Source organism: Marinobacter shunpengi (assembly GCF_045449715.1).
In the GTDB taxonomy this organism is placed as follows: domain Bacteria; phylum Pseudomonadota; class Gammaproteobacteria; order Pseudomonadales; family Oleiphilaceae; genus Marinobacter.
On the sequence record NZ_JBJJLA010000015.1, the window covers coordinates 25275 to 42185 of the forward strand.

The window sequence follows — 16911 nt, forward strand, 5'->3', positions numbered from 1 at the left end:
GCGCAAAACGTAGGTGCCTGCACCGCGTTTATCGTGAGTTTCGGCTCTGCAGGCGCCCAAAAAGTTACACAGACTCATACTCAAGTTACTTGAAAGATCTGATGGCAGGCTCGGTTTGTAAGCGTGTATGAGCCTGTAGTCACGAAAGCGGGATCCGGATAGGACGTTTCGGCATGCAGGTTCTATGATTCCTTAGTGGACTCACTTATAAAAACAAGATGCGAGTGCAACAATCGACGGACAGGCCTGTCCAGCTTTGCAGTTCTGCCTGAAGGACATAGATCGATTGTGCCGGTGCTCAGTCAGAAGGGTGTTGTTATGGATGCTCCGTTGTCCGGGAGTTTGCTGTACCTCTGGGATCGAAGAACGTTCTTTCTCGGGGTCCTGCCAGAGCCACGCCAGGCTTCCCAGGCTGCTCCGATGTTGGCGGTAAGTCTCGATCAGCCTATGCGGGTGCAGGCTGAGAATTGTGGCGTGGACATCGTTTGCCACAGTGTGCTCTTCAGGTCGGGACAACAGGTATGCACTGATTCGGGCAATGGGGTTATCGCTTTGTGCTATCTGGATCCTTTTGGGCAGGACTATGCCAACCTGGCAGCGGTGATGACGGAGGTTCAGGATGGTATGTATGTTTGCCTTCAGGAGGAGCAGTCCTTCCAGGGGGCTTTTGCCGATGTGCTCCGAGATCCCCCGACACCTGAAGCACTCTACGCCCTGTTGGACCAGCTCTTTCCCCAGGATACGGCCAACCAATCGCCCGTGGATCCGAGAGTGGAACAGGTGGTGCAACGGATCAAGTCGTCGGTAGCGGACAACTTGTCTTTGACGGAGTTGGCAGGTGAGGTCGGCCTGTCGGTACCCCGCCTGGTGCAACTGTTCAAGAAGCACCTGGGGGTGCCGATTCGTCGCTACCGTCAATGGCACAGGCTATATGTAACTGCGGTGGGTGTGGCCCAGGGTAACTCGCTGACGGAAGCCTCTATCGCGGCAGGATTTACCGATTCATCCCACTTTTCCAATACCTTTCGCACCATGCTCGGCATGAAGCCATCAACGGTATTGTCACACCGACATCGCGGCTGTATTTTTGCGCCTGCCCGGCCAATGGGGCATCGGCATGAGCAATACCGTGCTGGTGGGCGAGCGGGAAGCGGTGCCCCTGACCCATAATGACTGGCAACTGACCACCTGTGTCTGATCGCCTCCCAGGTGATCCGGACAGCCAGCCAAATCCACCTTTCGATGGATCAGGAGAAGTCCAATGAACGTACTGATCGTCGGCGCCGGTGTGGTCGGTGTGACCACCGCCTGGTCGCTGGTCCAACGGGGGCACCGGGTCACCGTGGTCGATCCGCTGGAAGGCGCGGCCCTGGAAACCAGCCGGGCCAATGCCGGCCAGCGTTCCTACGGTTATGTGTATCCCTGGGCCGCGCCCGATATGGTGGGCAAGGCCCTGAAGGGGCTGTTCAGCAAGTACGGCCCCTTCAAGATCACCACGCCCTGGTCGCCGCGCACCCTGCAATTCCTGGCCATGACGGCCCGCTGCAGCCTGAGCCATCACCGTTATAACCAGAGCCATGCAGCCCTGCTGGAGCTGGCCGAGTACAGCCGGCACTGTTTCCAGGCGCTGGAGGAGCCCCCCGAAGGAAGCTTCGATGGTCAACATGAAGGCCTGATGGAAGTGGCGAATGATCAGGCCGCCTGCACGGCCCTGCGCCAGAAAGCCCAGGTACTGGATAGACTGGGCGTTGACCATGAATGGCTCAGCCCCGAGGCGGTCCGGCAACAGGAGCCCGGCATGCAGGGCCCGGGGCCCGTGACGGGAGGTCTGCGAATGCCCGGTGATGGCACCGGCGATTGCCACCGCTTTACGCAGGCGTTGGCCCGGGCCTGTGAATCCCGTGGCGTAGAGTTCCAATACCGCACCGCTATCAAGGACTGGGACCTGCGCGATGGGCGCATACGGGGCGCCTGGGTGCAAAGAGCTCCCGAGGAGCACCGGGCAGGTAAGAAAGAAGCCCCATCACCTGCACACTACCAGGAAACCGACCAGGTGGTGCTCTGTGCCGGTTGCGCGTCCCGCGATCTGGCCCGGCCCCTTGGCCTCAGCCTGCCCATCTATCCGGTGAAAGGTTATTCCCTTACCGGCACCATAGATGATCCTGCGAAGGCACCCCTGTCCACCGTGGTGGATCATGGCTACAAGGTGGCCATGACCCGTCTTGGGAACCGGGTTCGGGTGACCGGTTTTGTGGAGTTGGCCGACTTCAATCGCGGGATTCCAGCCAGGCGTTTGCAAGTACTGCGGGAAGCCTTCACCTCCCGCTTTCCCGGCGCCGCCGACCTTGGCCAGGCAGAGCCCTGGACCGGGTTCCGCCCCATGACTCCCGATGGCCCTGCCCTGCTGGGCTGGGGGCGGCAGGGAAACCTGCTACTCAACACCGGCCACGGCACCTTCGGCTGGACGTTGTCGGCCGGTTCTGCGGAAGTCATCGGCCAGTTGCTGGACGAGGAAACCCCGGCCGTCGACCTCGCCCCTTTCCGCCCGGAACGATTTGACAGGGCTTGAGCCCGGTCACCAAAAGCCTGCTATGCTGTGCCCTTTCAATCGACAACCTGCCAACACCAATAACGGAAACCACCATGCTCAAACTCCACGGCTTCTCCGCCAGCAACTACTACAACGTCCCCAAGCTCGCTCTTCTCGAGAAGGGCATCGAGTTCGAAGAGGTGCTCTCCTATACCGGCGTCGGTCCGAAGTACAAGCCCGAGTACCTGGACAAAAGCCCGATGGGCAAGGTGCCGGCACTGGAAACCGACGAAGGCTTTATCAGCGAATCCCGTGCGATACTGGACTACATCGAACGGGCCTACCCGGAACCTTCCCTGCTACCAGCCTCGCCCTTTGATATTGCCAAGGTGCAGGAACTGTCCCAGTTCATCGAGCTTTACTTCGAGCTGGTGGCCCGCCGCCTGATTCCCAACCTGCTGACCGGCTCCACTCCCGACCCGGTGGTGCTGAAGGAAGTGGAGAGTAGCCTGGACAAGGCCGCCGCAGCGCTGCCGAAGCTGTCGACCTTTGAACAGTTTGCCTATGGCGACCAGTTCACCCTGGCGGATATCGCGGCGATCCTGAACCTGCCCATTGTGCGTAACGTCGGCAAGGCCTTCCTGGACCGGGATCCACTATCGGACGTGCCCGGGCTGGATGCCTACTGTGCACGCATGGAGGAACGTCCCCATGTGAAGAAGGTTCGTGCGGACGCCGCCGCAGACCGCCGTCAGTTCATGGCGCACCTGAAGGCCCTGTACGGGTTCTAGAGTCACGTCTGGCCATGGTGCCAGTAGCAGGCAGGAAGCAACGGGTTGACCAGATCGGGCCCGTTGCCACCTGCGCCAAACGCCTTGCGAACATATGACAAAGCTTGACAATTCCGGGCGAACCAACGAGCTACCAGCAGCGTAATGCTTGCCTCGAGAGAACGGATCACCCCTGTTTCCTCTACCCCCTTACTCTCTTTAGCCCCAACCGCGCCAGGTAACCCGTAGATGTTCGCGAACCGCCGTAAGCAGCAACTAGCAGTCCAGCAAGCCAGGATACAGAAACTGGAATCCACGATTGACGCCATCGAGGATTCCGTGGCCTGTATTCATTTCAAGCCCGATGGCACCATACTGCGGGCAAATGCACTGTTTCTTGATGTGGTCGGCTATGAACTGGAAGAGATCCAGGGCCGTCACCACCGGATATTCTGCGATCCGGACCATGCCAGCACCATGGAGTACCAGTCATTCTGGCATCAGCTTGCAGAGGGCAGGAAGCAGACCGGGACCTTCCCGCGTAAGAGCAAAACCGGAGCGGAGCTGTGGCTGCAGGCCAGCTACTTCCCGATACGGGACCCCGAGAATCGCGTTTCCCATATCATCAAGCTGGCCTATGACGTGACGGCGGAGCACCGTAAAACCACCCGCCAGGCCGCCGTGTTCAACGCCATTAACCGTTCAATGGCGGTGATCGAATTTACCCCCGATGGTGAAATCCGGGTAGCGAACGACAACTTTCTCAATGCGGTAGGCTATCGGCTGGATGACGTAAGGGGAAAACACCACCGGATATTCTGCAAACCGGATTTCTACCAGGAGAACCCGGATTTCTGGGCCCAGCTTCGCCAGGGCCAATTCAAATCGGGCAAGTTCGAGCGAGTGCGGGCGGATGGCTCGACGCTCTGGCTTGAAGCCTCCTATAACCCGATTCTCGATAAAGATGGGAACGTCTGGAAGGTGGTCAAATTCGCCAGCGACATCACCGACCACGTTGAACAGGCAGAACGCACCAGCAATGCCGCAGGAGTGGCATCCACCACGGCCACCGAAACCTCCCGTAATGCCGCGCAGGCAGCCGAGTCGCTGGCTGCATCACTGAGAACCTCGGACCGCATCCGTGACCGGATCGGGGTAGCGACAGCGGTCATTGAAAAACTCGATGCCCAGTCCAAGAGCATTGAGCGGATCATCGGCACCATCGCGTCAGTGGCGGATCGCACGAACCTGCTGGCGCTTAACGCCGCCATCGAGGCGGCCCGGGCCGGCGATCAGGGGCGCGGCTTTGCCGTGGTCGCTGATGAAATCAGGCAATTGGCGGCCCGTACCGGTGAGTCCACGTCCGAGATCGAGAAAGTGGTGAACGAGAACCTGACCCTGACCTCGGAAGTCGTCAGCAAGATCAGCGAGGTCGCCGGGGTTGCGGAAACCGGCAGGGCCGAGGTGGCCAGTGTAGAGGATATTGTCCGCCGGATCAGCGCAGGCGCCGAACGGGTCGAGCAGGCTGTTGCCTCAATCAGCCAGTAGCGGCTCTCTTGAAATGGCAACAAAAAAAGGCAGCCGAAGCTGCCTTTCTGGTCATGCCGTCGCTATTCAGATAGCAACAACATTGTCCGCCTGGGGGCCTTTCTGGCCCTGGCTGACACTGAATTCAACCTGTTGACCTTCTGCCAGGGTTTTGAAACCGCTGCTCTGGATGGCGCTGAAGTGGACGAATACGTCCGGGCCGCTTTCACGAGTGATGAAACCAAAGCCTTTTGCTTCGTTGAAGAACTTAACCGTACCGGTAGTGTTAGACATATCAAGATATCCTGAGATCAATCATTCTGGTTGCCGCCAGGTCATCGGAATGATGGCTGGTCAGCGCTGTGCGGAAAAAATAAGAGGACTCGAAAACAGGACGGTGTACTACCAACAACTACCAGATAAGCGTCATATTTTTTAAGTTCGTAACGAATCTTTTCTACCCCTGCACAGTAACCTACTCCGGCCCAATCACCTAATTTATTTGGTAGGTACAAACCGGGGCAGCAGAATAACGTAAACGCGCCAATTCCTCCCATTTCAGTCCCATTGCGGCTAGTCTCATGAGAGATAGATAGAAAGTACGCCTAAAAGGGGGGCCTGTGATCGGTGACCGTACAGTCAGTGTCTTCTACGACGAGGTAATGCTGGGGCACGACCCCCAGGTAGAGCTGCCCTTCATGCCCAGCCGGGTGGAGAAGCGTGTCCGCACGATTCTCGAGAAGCTGGAGTTCAAGTGGACTTACCCGGAGCACCCCGGCCGGCTGTCAGAGTTGAAAGCCTACCTGGACAGCCACCCGGTGGCCGGCGTCCAGTTTCGATACGGATCGCCTCCGGCAAGCTACGAACAGCTCGCCAGGGTCCACACCACGTCCTATCTGGACCATCTTTTCTCCCTTGCAGGCCAGCGGGCCTGGCTGGACAGGGACACAACCGCCGTGTCACCAGACAGCATCAAAGCTGCCACTGCAGCGGCCGGCAATGCCATCGCGGCGGTGGAGAGTGTGGTAGCGGGCGAATCGAACAGTGCCTTCGCCCTGGTACGACCACCCGGTCACCACGCCGAGCCGGTTCGTGCCCGCGGTTTCTGCCTGCTCAATAACGTCGCGGTGGCGGCTGCCCATGCCCACGCCAAGCTCGGCTGTGAGCGCGTTCTGATCATTGACTGGGATGCCCACCACGGCAACGGTACCCAGGATATCTTCTGGGCCGACCCCAACGTGCTGTTTTTCGATACTCACTGCGCGGCGCCTTTCTATCCGGGATCGGGGCACCTGGAGGACGTGGGTGTCGGTCTTGGCGAGGGCTACACCATCAACGTACCGCTACCGGAAACCGCCGGAGACATTGCCTTCGAGAAAGTTTTCCGGAACATCCTTGTGCCCGCCGCCGATTACTATCAACCCGATCTTGTCCTGGTATCGGCCGGATTTGACGCCCATCGCAATGACATGGCCCTGAACGTCACCTATGACGGCTTCAAGGCCATGACGAGCATCGTCCGTGACATCGCCGACAAGCACTGCGGGGGCAGGCTGGCCTGCATCCTGGAAGGTGGGTACAACCTGACATCCCTGAGCCGGGGCGTCCATGCGGTCCTGGAGGTGCTCGCCGGCGGAGAGGCCCCCATACTCAAGGAACCCGGCGTCCAGGAAGTTGAGGCGGCCGCCGAGTTTCATCGCTCGGCGTTTGGTGATGAGCAGTAGAGCAGATCAACAGGATGCCTAATCAGGCTCCAACCTCGCCCGCCACTTGCCAACAACGGCCATGGTGGGCTTTTGATCCTGGCCATTTCTACTCACTCTCGTGGCAACAACCCACCTCGCTTCGGTAACGTCCGGTCTCATCAACATGGCCGCCGGCATCGTACCGGTCGTGGTGCCGTACCCAGTCGGTCAGGTTGAAGTTGGGGCCGGTTTCGTTGCGCCCTTTAGCCGTCATGTCCAGCAGCATATAGGTGCCCAGCACTTCCTCTGCACCACGGCCGTAGGCGGAAAAGGTATGGAAGACGTCGCCGGCGCTGTTGCGGAAAAAGCAACTCAAACCGGACAGCTCCCCCACCGGAATGTCGGTCTCGGTGAAGTTGTAGTAGCCATTGCCCACCTTCACCTGTTCCTCGGTAAAGGACACGTGGAAGTCGTAATTGAAGTCAGTGCGGTAGGACGACAGCCAGTCAAAGTGCCAGCCCATGCGCTCCTTGAACGGCAGGATTTCGGCCAGCGGCGCCCTTGATACCGCGGCAAATTTTACATCGTGCTGCTCCAGGTGCTGCAGCGCTGCCTGTATGTGGTCCATTTCGAAGGAACAGCCAACACAGCCCTCCTGCCAGCCCGGGCCGAACATGAAGTGCTTGATGATCAGCTGGCTGCGGCCCTCGAACAGATCCGCCAGGCGTTTCTCGCCATGGGGGCTATCGAATACATACGCCTTGTCGACCTTCATCCAGGGCAGCGCCCGGCGTTCGGCCCGCAACGCGTCCCGCTGGCGGGTCAGCGCCTTTTCACGGGCCAGGTGGGCGGCATGGGCAGCACACCATTCTTCCTGTGACACAACGGGGTGGGATTCGGTGGTCATGGTTTACGCTCCTTTATCGATGGACCCGGACATCGGTTGCCACTGCATTTTTATCGTGGTCAGCCAATGCTCCTACTGACTGGTCGAATCAGCAGAGGGGATTTCGACAGGGTGAAGCGATGAAAATGCGCTCGTCCCTACCCGGGCATCTCCAGGTGCCCGAGCACAGACTCAACCAGCGCCGGTAGCTGGTCCGGCTCCAGCAGATGATCCGCAATCAGGCGGTCAATCAGGATCTGTGACAGGCCGTGGACCATGGACCAGGCGGCGAGCGTACCGCTCGGGTCCTGCTCGCTGGTGGCGGTATGGTCCTGCAACAGCCCGAAAGCGCCCCCGGCGGCCTCGGCCAGTAATTCAGGCTTCTTGCGGTCCAGTTCGGGGCTGAACATCAGCTTATAGAGCGATGGGTTGCTGACGGCAAAACGGACGTAGGCCTGCCCCATGGCCTTAAGGGAATCCCCCTGCCCTTCCTCCGCCCGTAACCGACGGGCCAGCTCGTTAAAGCCTTCCGCCGCCAATGCCACCAGCAGATCCTGCCGGTTGGCGAAATGCCGGTATGGCGCCGCGTGGGACACCCCGGTACGGCGTGCCAGTTCACGCAGGCTGAGGGCATTGACACCTTTCTGTTCAAGTGTCTCCCGAGCCGCGTTCAATAGCGACCCACGAAGGTCGCCGTGATGATAGTCAGTCTTTTTAGAGCTCAATGTTGACAGTGCCTACTTTTCGGATTTATGTTTACGGTGTCTACATTATACGGAATCAACCATGATCTTCTTCCTTTCCCTGCTTGTTCTGACCGGATTTGCCTGGCTCTTCGGTCAGCTGGGCGTCCCATCCCTGCGTGACGGCCGCGCCTGCATGAGGCTCGCACTGGCCATCGCACTGGTTTTCTTTGGCGTGGATCACCTGCTCACCCCTGAGCGGTATCTTGCCATGATTGAAACCTGGATGCCGTGGCCGGAGGTGGTTATAGCACTGACCGGACTCTGCGAAATAGCCGGTGGCCTGGGGCTGTTGCTTCCCGCGCTGCGACGATGGGCAGGACTGCTGCTGGCGGTGTACTTCATTGCCGTGTTCCCAGCCAATGTCCATAACGCCGTTCAGGGGCTGAATGTCGACGGCCTGCCCAGCAGTCAGTGGTATTACTGGCTACGGCTCGCCTTCCAGCCACTGGCCGTCTGGTGGGCGTTGTACAGCGCGGGCATCCTGCGCTGGCCCTTCGACAGGTCAACCCCACTTAACCAAACGCCAACCACCAGCCCTTAGTGTGCCGTGTGATTAACAGGAGACAGGATCATGACAACAACCGGAAGTGCCCTGGGATTCAGCACGCTGGATCAGGAACTGGATGAGACGGAACTGCCCTGCCACGGACAGCTACCGGAATGGCTGGAAGGCGACCTGCTTCGCACGGGCCCGGCACGGTTCGAGGTGGGAAAAGCCTCCTATAAGCACTGGTTTGACGGGCTCGCGATGCTGCACCGGTTCCGTTTCCACCACGGCCGTGTGGTGTATACCAACCGCTACCTGCGCAGCAACGCCTACCGGGAGGCCGGGGCCGCCGGCACCATCCGGCGGCCTGAGTTTGCCACCAACCCGCGGCCAACAATGCTACAGACGCTCCGGCTGTCTTCCAGACCTAAGTCCGGCGACAACGGCAACGTCAACACCAGCCGGATCGGCGACCATACCGTGGCGCTGACGGAAACGCCCCATCCGGTCGCCTTCGATCCGGACAGTCTGGCCACCCTGGACAGCGAGGCGTTGCAGCCCTCCCTGCCCGGACAGATCACTACGGCGCACCCCCACTTCGATGCCAGGCGCCAGTGCCAGTATAACTATCTGCTGGAGTTCGGTCGGGTCAGCCGGTACCGTCTGTACCGGATTGATGTGGGGTCGACGGACGCTCAGGTGGTTGCCGCCATCGACATCCAACGACCCGCCTATATGCACTCGTTCGGCATGAGTGACCGTTACCTGATACTGACCGAGTTCCCGCTGGTCACCAATCCACTCAGCTTCCTGCTTCGCAACCGTCCCTTTATTCAGAACTATCGATGGGAGCCGGAGCGGGGAACACGCTTCCACATCATCGACAAGGATACCGGTGAGGTGGTGAAAACCGCACAGGCAGACGCCTTCTTCAGCTTTCACCACGTTAATGCCTTTGAGCAGGACGGCCAGCTAAACGTGGACCTGATCGCCTTTCCCGATGCCTCGGTGGTTAACCAGCTTTATCTGGACCATCTCAGGTCGGGGGCATCCATCACCGCGACCGGCAGGCTGACACGTTGTACTGTCGATCTTGCGGGTGATAGCGCGGTTTCATTGCATACCCTGGCTGAGGCGTCAGTGGAACTGCCCCGCTTTGACTACCGAGGGCGCGCCGGGCAGGCCTACCGTTATGTGTATGCCGCGGGTACCAGTCCCGGGGCATCCTTCTTCGACACCCTGCACAAGATCGACCTGGAGACAGGTGAAACCGACACCTGGTCTGAAGTCGGCTGTTACCCTGGTGAGCCGGTGTTCGTTCCGAGGCCAGGCACCCGGGACGAGGATGACGGGGTGATCCTGTCCCTGGTGCTGGACACCACAGCCGGCCATTCGATCCTGCTGGTACTGGATGCGTCCGATTTCACGGAGCTGGCGCGGATCAAGGTGCCACACGCGGTGCCGTTTGGCTTTCACGGCAACTTCTTCTCACTCCCTCCGGGATAGCGATCAACCCCACACGTCCCCAAGGCGACGCATCATAGCCCGCACAACCTGTCGCCTCGCTTCCCGCCGGTCCTTCTGGACCCGTTCCAGTGCTACGCCTCCCCGCCCGTCCCGGTATCGGGGCGGGATGGTGTCACCAGGCACACTGTCAACGGGACGCTTCTCCGCTTCGTTCTCCCTGCGCATCGTCGCGCTGCCCGGATAAACGTGTTGTACCTCAGCTGAAATGATCATGGCCCTGCCCTCCTTCACGCCGTCCCTTCGGACGTCGTGGTTGTCTCATGGGTTCAGACACATGCTAATATGCTTCATAACTGCAAACTATTCCCTAAAGGTGAAGACGAACTTTGCAAAAACGAACAACCAATCAGGCCCGTCAACCACACGCACGGAACGATAATGCCCGCAGTCACCTTGCCTGGAACGACTTCGAGGTCATTCTGGCCATCGTGACCGGCGGTTCACTGTCCGGTGCGGCCCGTGCCCTGGGCGTCAGCCATGCCACGATCTTCCGCCGGCTGGGTGATATCGAGCAACGCCTGGGCGTTACCCTGTTCGAGAGGAGTCGTACCGGTTACCAGCCCACGCTGGCGGGAGAGGAACTGGCGGCTACCGCTCGGATTATGGATGAGGCCGCCCTGGCTGCGGAGCGTAAGGTTGCCGGTCGTGACCTGGAACCCAGTGGCGAAATCTGGGTCACCACCACTGACTCCCTGCTGATGGGAGTGCTGGCGCCCATGTTCACGGCCTTCCGGCACAGGTACCCGGGAATCGTGCTGGACGTTGCCGTCTCCAACCAGCTATTCAACCTGACACGCCGGGAAGCCGACGTCGCCATCCGCCCTTCAAACCGCCCGCCGGAGAACCTGATCGGGCGACCACTGACCAAGATTGGCCAGGCCGTCTATGGTCACCGCAGCCTTGGCCTGAACCCGGGAGCGCCCATCCAGGACCTCGCCAGCCAACCATGGATTGGTGCCGGGCCAAGACTGCAGGACTCGGCAGTGGATCAGTGGATGGACAACAATGAACTGAAGGCTTCCTGTGTCTACCGGGTCGATACCCTGGTCAGTATCTTCAGCGCTATCCGATCTGGCATGGGGTTGGCGGTACTGCCATGCTATCTGGCAGACATGGACCCGGACATCGTCCAGCTCACCTCCCCCATCCCTGAGCTGGAATACGGCCTGTGGTTCCTGATGCATCCGGACCTGCGGGGCGTAGTGCGGATACACGCCCTGATGGATTTTCTGACGGAAGTGGTACGGGCGAAAAGCAGACGCCTCTCGGGTAACCCGCTAAAAACAAAGTAAGAAAAAGCCACAACACCTGTTCAGCGTAGTGGCTTTCGTATTATTCCAGGCAATAATCAGGCTTTAGCTTTAGCCAACCGCCGTACACCCAAACCCAGCAGCCCAAGGCTCAGCAGCGCAAGCGAACTGGATTCAGTAACTGCCGCGGGATCAGAGGGATCGGAAGGATTGGTAGCACGATCAACGCCATCCAGCCAGACACTCCAGTTTGGTCCCATGTCAGAGCTGTTAGCAGGTTGAGTCCAGTCACTGAGAGCTATCGGTGCTTCATTATCAAAACTGAAACCATCCGCGAGGTTGTTCCCGCTTGCCCAGTTGTTATAGGTGGCCACAGTGAAAACGTAGTCACCCGCACTCAGAAAGTCGAGGCTGAAACCCGAGTCATAATGAGTCTGGGTGGCAGGATCAATATCGTCGTTGTCATCATTTTCGTTGATCAGGGTGCCATCGCTCTCCCAAAGTGCCGTAATCGGGTCGAAGTTAGCCCCTCCCATGAACGAATCGGTCCAGACTCTGACATCAGTGGCGTCAGCGTCCAATGAAAAATAGGTGTAAATAACGTCGTTGTGGTAGTCAATTGACCCGGTGAAGTTAATCAATGCCGCGCTCGACATACCCGAAAATGACATCAGGCAGCCTGCAAGCAATGCGGTAGACTTTTTCATACTATCTCCTTATAGCTTTTTATCACCATGCAAAGTCAGACGGAGACGTCCGCCCTGACGCGGCACAATAAGCAAATAATACGCCAGTCCCCCGAAAGCCTTGTCTACCCTAGATCCCGACATCTCTCCAGTCCCTTTCATCTCACAAGTGTAAATAATGTCGACACTTTTAAGACAGGGGGATTTCAGAGGTGCAGTACGTGACGTAACCGGCTACTGTCGCCGGCGCCCGAGTACCAACTGCCCCGATGCCACACCATAACCGCCTCATGTGGCAGAATGACACAGAGTGCATTAAGGGTGATTAATACCAAATTCTACTTATCTATCTGATTTTTATGCATTAAATTAAGAATTTCCGTGACCGTGCAAACTGGCACAGGGTTTGTAGGTAGCCAGGTGCAATCATTTTTGGGACGTCCCAAATTTTCGTACCCAGAATTGCACAAACACTCTTTAAGGAGATTACTATGACCAAGCTTCTGACCTCCCTAGCCGCATCCATGGCACTGCTCGCTGCGGGCCCTGCCCTCGCTCAGGAAACCCAGCAGCAAAGCGGACAACAGCAGGGTGGTACCACCATGGGAAGTCAGCAGGGCGCTGCCGCTGACTTTGAGGACGCTGAGCTGCAGAAGTTTGCTTCAGCCCAGGACGGTATCAACGACATCCGGGACGAGTACATGGCCAAGATCGAGTCCGCCGGTGATCAGGAACAGGCCCAGAAACTGCAACAGGAAGCCAACGAAAAAATGATTGGCGTCATTGAGGACGAAGACCTGAATGTCCGGACCTACAATGAGATTGCCGCAGCCTACAGCAGCAACCCGCAAACCCGTGAGCGCGTGGATAGCATGATGTAAACGGCGCGTCCGGTTTCCCCTGGAAAACCCCGGCCCGATGGTCGGGGTTTTCTTCTTGAAGCCTGTGGCTAGTGACTACAACGCAAACCAGTGCCGCTTGATAGCCTCGTACTGATTAACGGTAATCACGCCATCCCTGGACAGCCGGCGCATTTCCGCCACCGCCAGCGGAAGCCTCTGCTTGCCCTCGGGCAGTTCACGCTGCCCCCGCTCGATCCCGGCGCAGACCGTTTCGATAAAGGCCTTCACCCTCTCTTCGTCGGAATTCAGGGCATCGACACGGAAAAGTACAACATCGCTGTTGAGGGCAAGAAAATCGAAGTGGTGTTTCCTCAGCCCTACGGCCGCCACCATCAGCAATAGTGCCACAACCACCGGCGCCCCGAGCCATAACGGGGAGAACGGCACCAGCGAGTAGATGATCGCGGGTATGGTCAGCAGGCATGTGGCCACGAACCAGAGTGTGTAGCGATGATCCTTCACTTCCCTCGGTTGCGACTCCACGAAGGTCAGGTCAATGACCTGCTCAGGCAGTTCCCGCTTGCGGCGGTGAGTCTGTATCGCCAGGTAATGGCCGTTGAAGCGTCTGAACAGGGCGCTGGTCTTAGCCCGGGCGCAGGTCTGGCGGAATTTGCTCTCAATGCGCCATTCCTGCCTTGGCGGTACATCCCAACTCTGGCGCTGTACGTCAAAGCTTGGCAGACTCCAGCTATCCAGATTGATATTGTCGGCCTGTTCCATCGCAACGTTCACTATCGTATTCCCCTGCTGTCCGTTCGGACCGTCAATTTGATCCTTCGGTAGCGCATCCATCCATCGGCCGATGGCCGGATGGCAGACGCGCCACATTACATTCAGTACAGGCGAATGATTGTAAAATAATGTCATAGGTAGTTTTCGAGACCTGATCTACGGAATGACAAGACAGTCCGGTTTATCGAAGCATGTTCTTGTCGAGGGCCCCGTCCTTCATGATGACCATGAACCGTCCTCACGTTGGTGCCTATATCAATGTCACTGTTGCCCGGACACCCATGCGGGGATTGGGCATGTACGTACCCGGCAGGCTATGACTCCGGTCGGCCACGCTGTACACTGTGCGCCCAATTTTTCGGGCAACGTCGCGCTCAACGGGCGGCGCTGCCCTCCTTCCCCCAGGACGGTTTCTTTTGATTTCCACCGCGAACCTCACCATGCAATTCGGGGCAACCCCCCTGTTCGAGAACGTTTCCGTCAAGTTTGGCGGGGGCAACCGTTACGGTCTGATCGGCGCCAATGGCAGCGGCAAGTCCACATTCATGAAGATACTCGGTGGGGAGCTGGAGCCCAGCAGCGGACAGGTCATGCTGTCGCCGGGTATCCGTCTGGGCAAGCTGCGCCAGGACCAGTTCGCCTATGAAGACTACAGCGTGCTGGATACCGTCATCATGGGGCATGAGGAGCTGTGGCGGGTGCATGCCGAGCGGGAGCGGATCTACGCCAAAGCGGAGATGACCGAAGAGGACGGCATGGCCGTCGGTGAGCTGGAGAATGAGTACGCCGAACTGGACGGCTACACCGCTGAGTCCCGGGCCGGGGAGCTTCTGCTGGGGCTGGGCATTCCGCTGGAACAGCACAATGGCCCCATGAGCGAGATCGCACCCGGCTGGAAACTGCGGGTGCTGCTCGCCCAGGCCCTGTTCTCCGACCCGGACGTCCTGCTGCTGGACGAGCCCACCAACCACCTGGACATCAACACCATCGGCTGGCTGGAACAGATCCTGATGGAGCGGGACAGCACCATCATTATCATCTCCCACGACCGGCACTTCCTGAACAGCGTGTGTACCCACATGGCCGACCTGGACTATGGCGAACTGCGTCAGTTTCCGGGCAACTACGACGAGTACATGACGGCCGCCACCCAGGCCCGGGAGCGGATCCAGGCGGACAACGCCAAGAAGAAGGCCCAGATCGCCGAGCTGCAGACCTTCGTGAGCCGGTTCTCCGCCAATGCCTCCAAGGCAAAGCAGGCCACCAGCCGGGCCCGTCAGATCGACAAGATCCAGCTTGAGGAAATCCGCCCCTCCAGCCGTATGAGTCCCTTTATCCGGTTCGACCAGGGCCGCAAGCTGCACCGTCAGGCGGTGGTCGTGGACAAGGTGAGCCAGGGGTTCGAGGAGGACATCCTGTTCCGTAACCTCAACCTGCAGATCGAAGCCGGCGAACGGGTGGCCATCATCGGCCCCAACGGTATTGGCAAGACCACCCTGCTGCGCACGCTGGTGGATAACCTGGCGCCCCGGACCGGCACCGTCAAATGGGCGGACGCCGCCGAGGTGGGCTATTTCGCCCAGGAGCACGGCGACGACTTTGCCAGCGATGACAACCTGTATGACTGGATGTCGCAATGGACCGATGGTGGTGAGCAACTGGTGCGGGGCACCCTGGGACGCATGCTGTTTTCCGCCGATGACATTATCAAACCGGTAAAGGTCATCTCCGGTGGCGAGCAGGGTCGCATGCTGTTCGGCAAACTGATCCTGCAGCAACCCAACGTGCTGGTCATGGACGAGCCCACCAACCACCTTGATATGGAATCCATCGAGGCCCTGAACCTCGCCCTGGAGCACTACGCAGGTACGCTGATCTTCGTGAGCCACGACCGGGCGTTCGTCTCCAGCCTGGCGACCCGGATCATCGAACTGTCAGAGGACGGCGTCACCGACTTCAGCGGCACCTACGACGATTATCTGCGCAACCTCGGGATAGCGCTGTAGCCTGAAGACCAGGCGCCCCCTGGACGCCGTTCCTGTCCATCATGCAATGAATCTTTTGCAGAGGTGGCTTGTGAACAGGCGCGGCTGTCCCGCAGTATGGTGGTTGAAGCCCCCAAGGAGCGACCACCATGCGCATCTTCGCCAATCCCGTTGGTTCAGGCTCCCTCTGGTTCGATAACCTGGCGACGGCCGATGGTACGCCGGTCGCGTATGATCCCCAGGCCCGAGCCTTCCTGCCCACACCGCCGTTCTGTGCCAATCGCGACCGGATCGCCTGTAACTGGATCGCGCCGGAAGCCGGTGCCTTCTGCCGTTCCTGTGCGATGACCGCCCTGGCACCGGACCCTACCATCGAGAACGCCGTCCCCAACTGGGCATTGACTGAGGCAGCCAAGCGGTGGGCCCTGGACAATCTTGGGCGCTGGCACTGGTTCCGCCCGGAAGATCCAGGTGCCCGCCCCGTGTTTCACCTGCTGGCGGAAGGGCCAACCCCGGTCCCCATGGGACATGCTCAGGGCGTGGTCACTATCAGTGTGGCCGAGGTGGATCCCATTCTGGTGACGACACGCCGCGAGGCACTACAGGAGCCCTATCGCACCATGATAGGCCATATGCGCCACGAGATTGCCCATATGCTCTGGTGGCGCCTGAGCCTGCGGGACGATTTCCTGGACGCTTTCCGCGCCATGTTCGGTGATGAGCGGATCGATTATCCGGCTGCCCTTCAGTATCACTATGAAAACGGCCCTCCGGCGGAATGGCGGCGTTTCTACCTGACCAGTTACGCTTCCGCCCACCCTCATGAGGACTGGGCAGAAACCACCGCGCACCTGCTGCACCTGACCGACATTGCCGACAGTTTCGTGGCCACCGGCCTGTCATCCGCCCAGATACCAGGTCCGGACTGGGACCCCTATTCAGAACCGGACGCCCAGCGGCTGATCCATATTGCCGCAGCGCTGGCAGTGGGTATCAACCATGTCAACCGGTCCATGGGGCTATCGGATCTCTATCCGTTCGTGCTGTCGGAGCATGCCCGTCACAAACTGGCGTTTGTACACGACTGGCTGCGACGGGGCGCTCTGGGGCTGTGAGTTCCCATGGACAAAAAGTCGCATCTGGACGACACTGCGGAAGGCGGCAGTGCCAGCCAATGGCCTGTTCCTGGCTCGACTTT

General features: G+C 59.2%; 17 protein-coding genes. 11 read left to right on the forward strand and 6 right to left on the reverse strand.

Annotated features, from left to right (window positions below; translation table 11 throughout):
- The first annotated feature begins 318 nt into the window (after positions 1–318).
- The 4 genes from ACJO3T_RS08185 (at position 319) to ACJO3T_RS08200 (ending at position 4848) form a co-directional block, all read left to right on the forward strand.
- Entirely contained in the window at positions 319–1170 is an 852-nt protein-coding gene (locus ACJO3T_RS08185) for a helix-turn-helix domain-containing protein (RefSeq protein WP_406978253.1), read from the forward strand.
- Between the two features lie 91 nt (positions 1171–1261).
- Positions 1262–2569, forward strand: coding sequence for a D-amino acid dehydrogenase (locus ACJO3T_RS08190; protein WP_406978254.1), 1308 nt, complete (start codon positions 1262–1264; stop codon positions 2567–2569).
- Between the two features lie 74 nt (positions 2570–2643).
- A complete protein-coding gene (locus ACJO3T_RS08195) occupies positions 2644–3321 on the forward strand; it encodes a glutathione S-transferase family protein (RefSeq protein ID WP_406978255.1) in 678 nt (225 codons plus the stop codon).
- Between the two features lie 228 nt (positions 3322–3549).
- Positions 3550–4848, forward strand: coding sequence for a methyl-accepting chemotaxis protein (locus ACJO3T_RS08200; protein ID WP_406978256.1), 1299 nt, complete (start codon positions 3550–3552; stop codon positions 4846–4848).
- A 66-nt stretch (positions 4849–4914) separates the two neighbouring features.
- On the opposite strand, the gene ACJO3T_RS08205 is transcribed toward ACJO3T_RS08200, so the two are convergent.
- A complete protein-coding gene (locus tag ACJO3T_RS08205; protein WP_406964740.1) occupies positions 4915–5121 on the reverse strand; it encodes a cold-shock protein in 207 nt (68 codons plus the stop codon).
- A gap of 326 nt (positions 5122–5447) precedes the next feature.
- On the opposite strand from ACJO3T_RS08205, the gene ACJO3T_RS08210 reads away from it, so the two are divergent.
- On the forward strand, positions 5448–6551 hold the full coding sequence (locus tag ACJO3T_RS08210) for a histone deacetylase family protein (RefSeq protein WP_406978257.1): 1104 nt from the start codon (positions 5448–5450) through the stop codon (positions 6549–6551).
- Positions 6552–6639: 88 nt separating this feature from the next.
- Here the strand turns inward: ACJO3T_RS08210 and ACJO3T_RS08215 are convergent, their stop codons facing one another.
- Together ACJO3T_RS08215 and ACJO3T_RS08220 are read right to left on the reverse strand one after the other, a co-directional pair.
- Positions 6640–7419: a DUF899 domain-containing protein gene (locus tag ACJO3T_RS08215; RefSeq protein WP_406978258.1), complete on the reverse strand. Its 780-nt coding sequence runs from the start codon at positions 7417–7419 to the stop codon at positions 6640–6642.
- Positions 7420–7556: 137 nt separating this feature from the next.
- Positions 7557–8123: a TetR/AcrR family transcriptional regulator gene (locus tag ACJO3T_RS08220; protein ID WP_406978259.1), complete on the reverse strand. Its 567-nt coding sequence runs from the start codon at positions 8121–8123 to the stop codon at positions 7557–7559.
- 61 nt (positions 8124–8184) lie between these two features.
- On the opposite strand from ACJO3T_RS08220, the gene ACJO3T_RS08225 reads away from it, so the two are divergent.
- Both ACJO3T_RS08225 and ACJO3T_RS08230 read left to right on the forward strand, forming a co-directional pair.
- The gene (locus tag ACJO3T_RS08225) at positions 8185–8685 is read left to right on the forward strand and encodes a DoxX family protein (protein ID WP_406978260.1); all 501 of its coding nucleotides are present in this window, start codon (positions 8185–8187) and stop codon (positions 8683–8685) included.
- Between the two features lie 30 nt (positions 8686–8715).
- Positions 8716–10137 (forward strand): carotenoid oxygenase family protein, encoded by a 1422-nt coding sequence (locus tag ACJO3T_RS08230; RefSeq protein ID WP_406978261.1) that lies wholly within the window; start codon positions 8716–8718, stop codon positions 10135–10137.
- A gap of 3 nt (positions 10138–10140) precedes the next feature.
- Here the strand turns inward: ACJO3T_RS08230 and ACJO3T_RS08235 are convergent, their stop codons facing one another.
- The gene (locus ACJO3T_RS08235) at positions 10141–10371 is read right to left on the reverse strand and encodes a hypothetical protein (protein ID WP_406964733.1); all 231 of its coding nucleotides are present in this window, start codon (positions 10369–10371) and stop codon (positions 10141–10143) included.
- Positions 10372–10484: 113 nt separating this feature from the next.
- Here ACJO3T_RS08235 and ACJO3T_RS08240 point away from each other — a divergent pair, with 113 nt between their 5' ends.
- Entirely contained in the window at positions 10485–11450 is a 966-nt protein-coding gene (locus ACJO3T_RS08240) for a LysR family transcriptional regulator (protein WP_406978262.1), read from the forward strand.
- Between the two features lie 56 nt (positions 11451–11506).
- Here the strand turns inward: ACJO3T_RS08240 and ACJO3T_RS08245 are convergent, their stop codons facing one another.
- Positions 11507–12115, reverse strand: coding sequence for a DVUA0089 family protein (locus tag ACJO3T_RS08245; RefSeq protein WP_406964730.1), 609 nt, complete (start codon positions 12113–12115; stop codon positions 11507–11509).
- 470 nt (positions 12116–12585) lie between these two features.
- Here ACJO3T_RS08245 and ACJO3T_RS08250 point away from each other — a divergent pair, with 470 nt between their 5' ends.
- Positions 12586–12975, forward strand: a complete 390-nt coding sequence (locus ACJO3T_RS08250) for a DUF4168 domain-containing protein (protein ID WP_406964728.1) — start codon at positions 12586–12588, stop codon at positions 12973–12975.
- Between the two features lie 75 nt (positions 12976–13050).
- On the opposite strand, the gene ACJO3T_RS08255 is transcribed toward ACJO3T_RS08250, so the two are convergent.
- Positions 13051–13728, reverse strand: a complete 678-nt coding sequence (locus ACJO3T_RS08255; protein ID WP_406978263.1) for a hypothetical protein — start codon at positions 13726–13728, stop codon at positions 13051–13053.
- A 416-nt stretch (positions 13729–14144) separates the two neighbouring features.
- Between ACJO3T_RS08255 and ACJO3T_RS08260 the strand changes: the two genes are divergently transcribed.
- Together ACJO3T_RS08260 and ACJO3T_RS08265 are read left to right on the forward strand one after the other, a co-directional pair.
- Positions 14145–15734, forward strand: coding sequence for an ABC-F family ATPase (locus tag ACJO3T_RS08260; protein WP_406978264.1), 1590 nt, complete (start codon positions 14145–14147; stop codon positions 15732–15734).
- A gap of 128 nt (positions 15735–15862) precedes the next feature.
- Positions 15863–16828, forward strand: a complete 966-nt coding sequence (locus tag ACJO3T_RS08265; RefSeq protein WP_406964725.1) for a zinc-binding metallopeptidase family protein — start codon at positions 15863–15865, stop codon at positions 16826–16828.
- The last annotated feature ends 83 nt before the right edge of the window (positions 16829–16911 follow it).

Bases quoted from the DNA above. Each gene is read 5' to 3' on its own strand.
- ACJO3T_RS08185 (WP_406978253.1), top strand. From the start codon at position 319: ATGGATGCTCCGTTGTCCGGGAGTTTGCTGTACCTCTGGGATCGAAGA.
- ACJO3T_RS08190 (WP_406978254.1), top strand. From the start codon at position 1,262: ATGAACGTACTGATCGTCGGCGCCGGTGTGGTCGGTGTGACCACCGCC.
- ACJO3T_RS08195 (WP_406978255.1), top strand. From the start codon at position 2,644: ATGCTCAAACTCCACGGCTTCTCCGCCAGCAACTACTACAACGTCCCC.
- ACJO3T_RS08200 (WP_406978256.1), top strand. From the start codon at position 3,550: ATGTTCGCGAACCGCCGTAAGCAGCAACTAGCAGTCCAGCAAGCCAGG.
- ACJO3T_RS08205 (WP_406964740.1), bottom strand. From the start codon at position 5,121: ATGTCTAACACTACCGGTACGGTTAAGTTCTTCAACGAAGCAAAAGGC.
- ACJO3T_RS08215 (WP_406978258.1), bottom strand. From the start codon at position 7,419: ATGACCACCGAATCCCACCCCGTTGTGTCACAGGAAGAATGGTGTGCT.
- ACJO3T_RS08225 (WP_406978260.1), top strand. From the start codon at position 8,185: ATGATCTTCTTCCTTTCCCTGCTTGTTCTGACCGGATTTGCCTGGCTC.
- ACJO3T_RS08230 (WP_406978261.1), top strand. From the start codon at position 8,716: ATGACAACAACCGGAAGTGCCCTGGGATTCAGCACGCTGGATCAGGAA.
- ACJO3T_RS08235 (WP_406964733.1), bottom strand. From the start codon at position 10,371: ATGATCATTTCAGCTGAGGTACAACACGTTTATCCGGGCAGCGCGACG.
- ACJO3T_RS08245 (WP_406964730.1), bottom strand. From the start codon at position 12,115: ATGAAAAAGTCTACCGCATTGCTTGCAGGCTGCCTGATGTCATTTTCG.
- ACJO3T_RS08250 (WP_406964728.1), top strand. From the start codon at position 12,586: ATGACCAAGCTTCTGACCTCCCTAGCCGCATCCATGGCACTGCTCGCT.
- ACJO3T_RS08265 (WP_406964725.1), top strand. From the start codon at position 15,863: ATGCGCATCTTCGCCAATCCCGTTGGTTCAGGCTCCCTCTGGTTCGAT.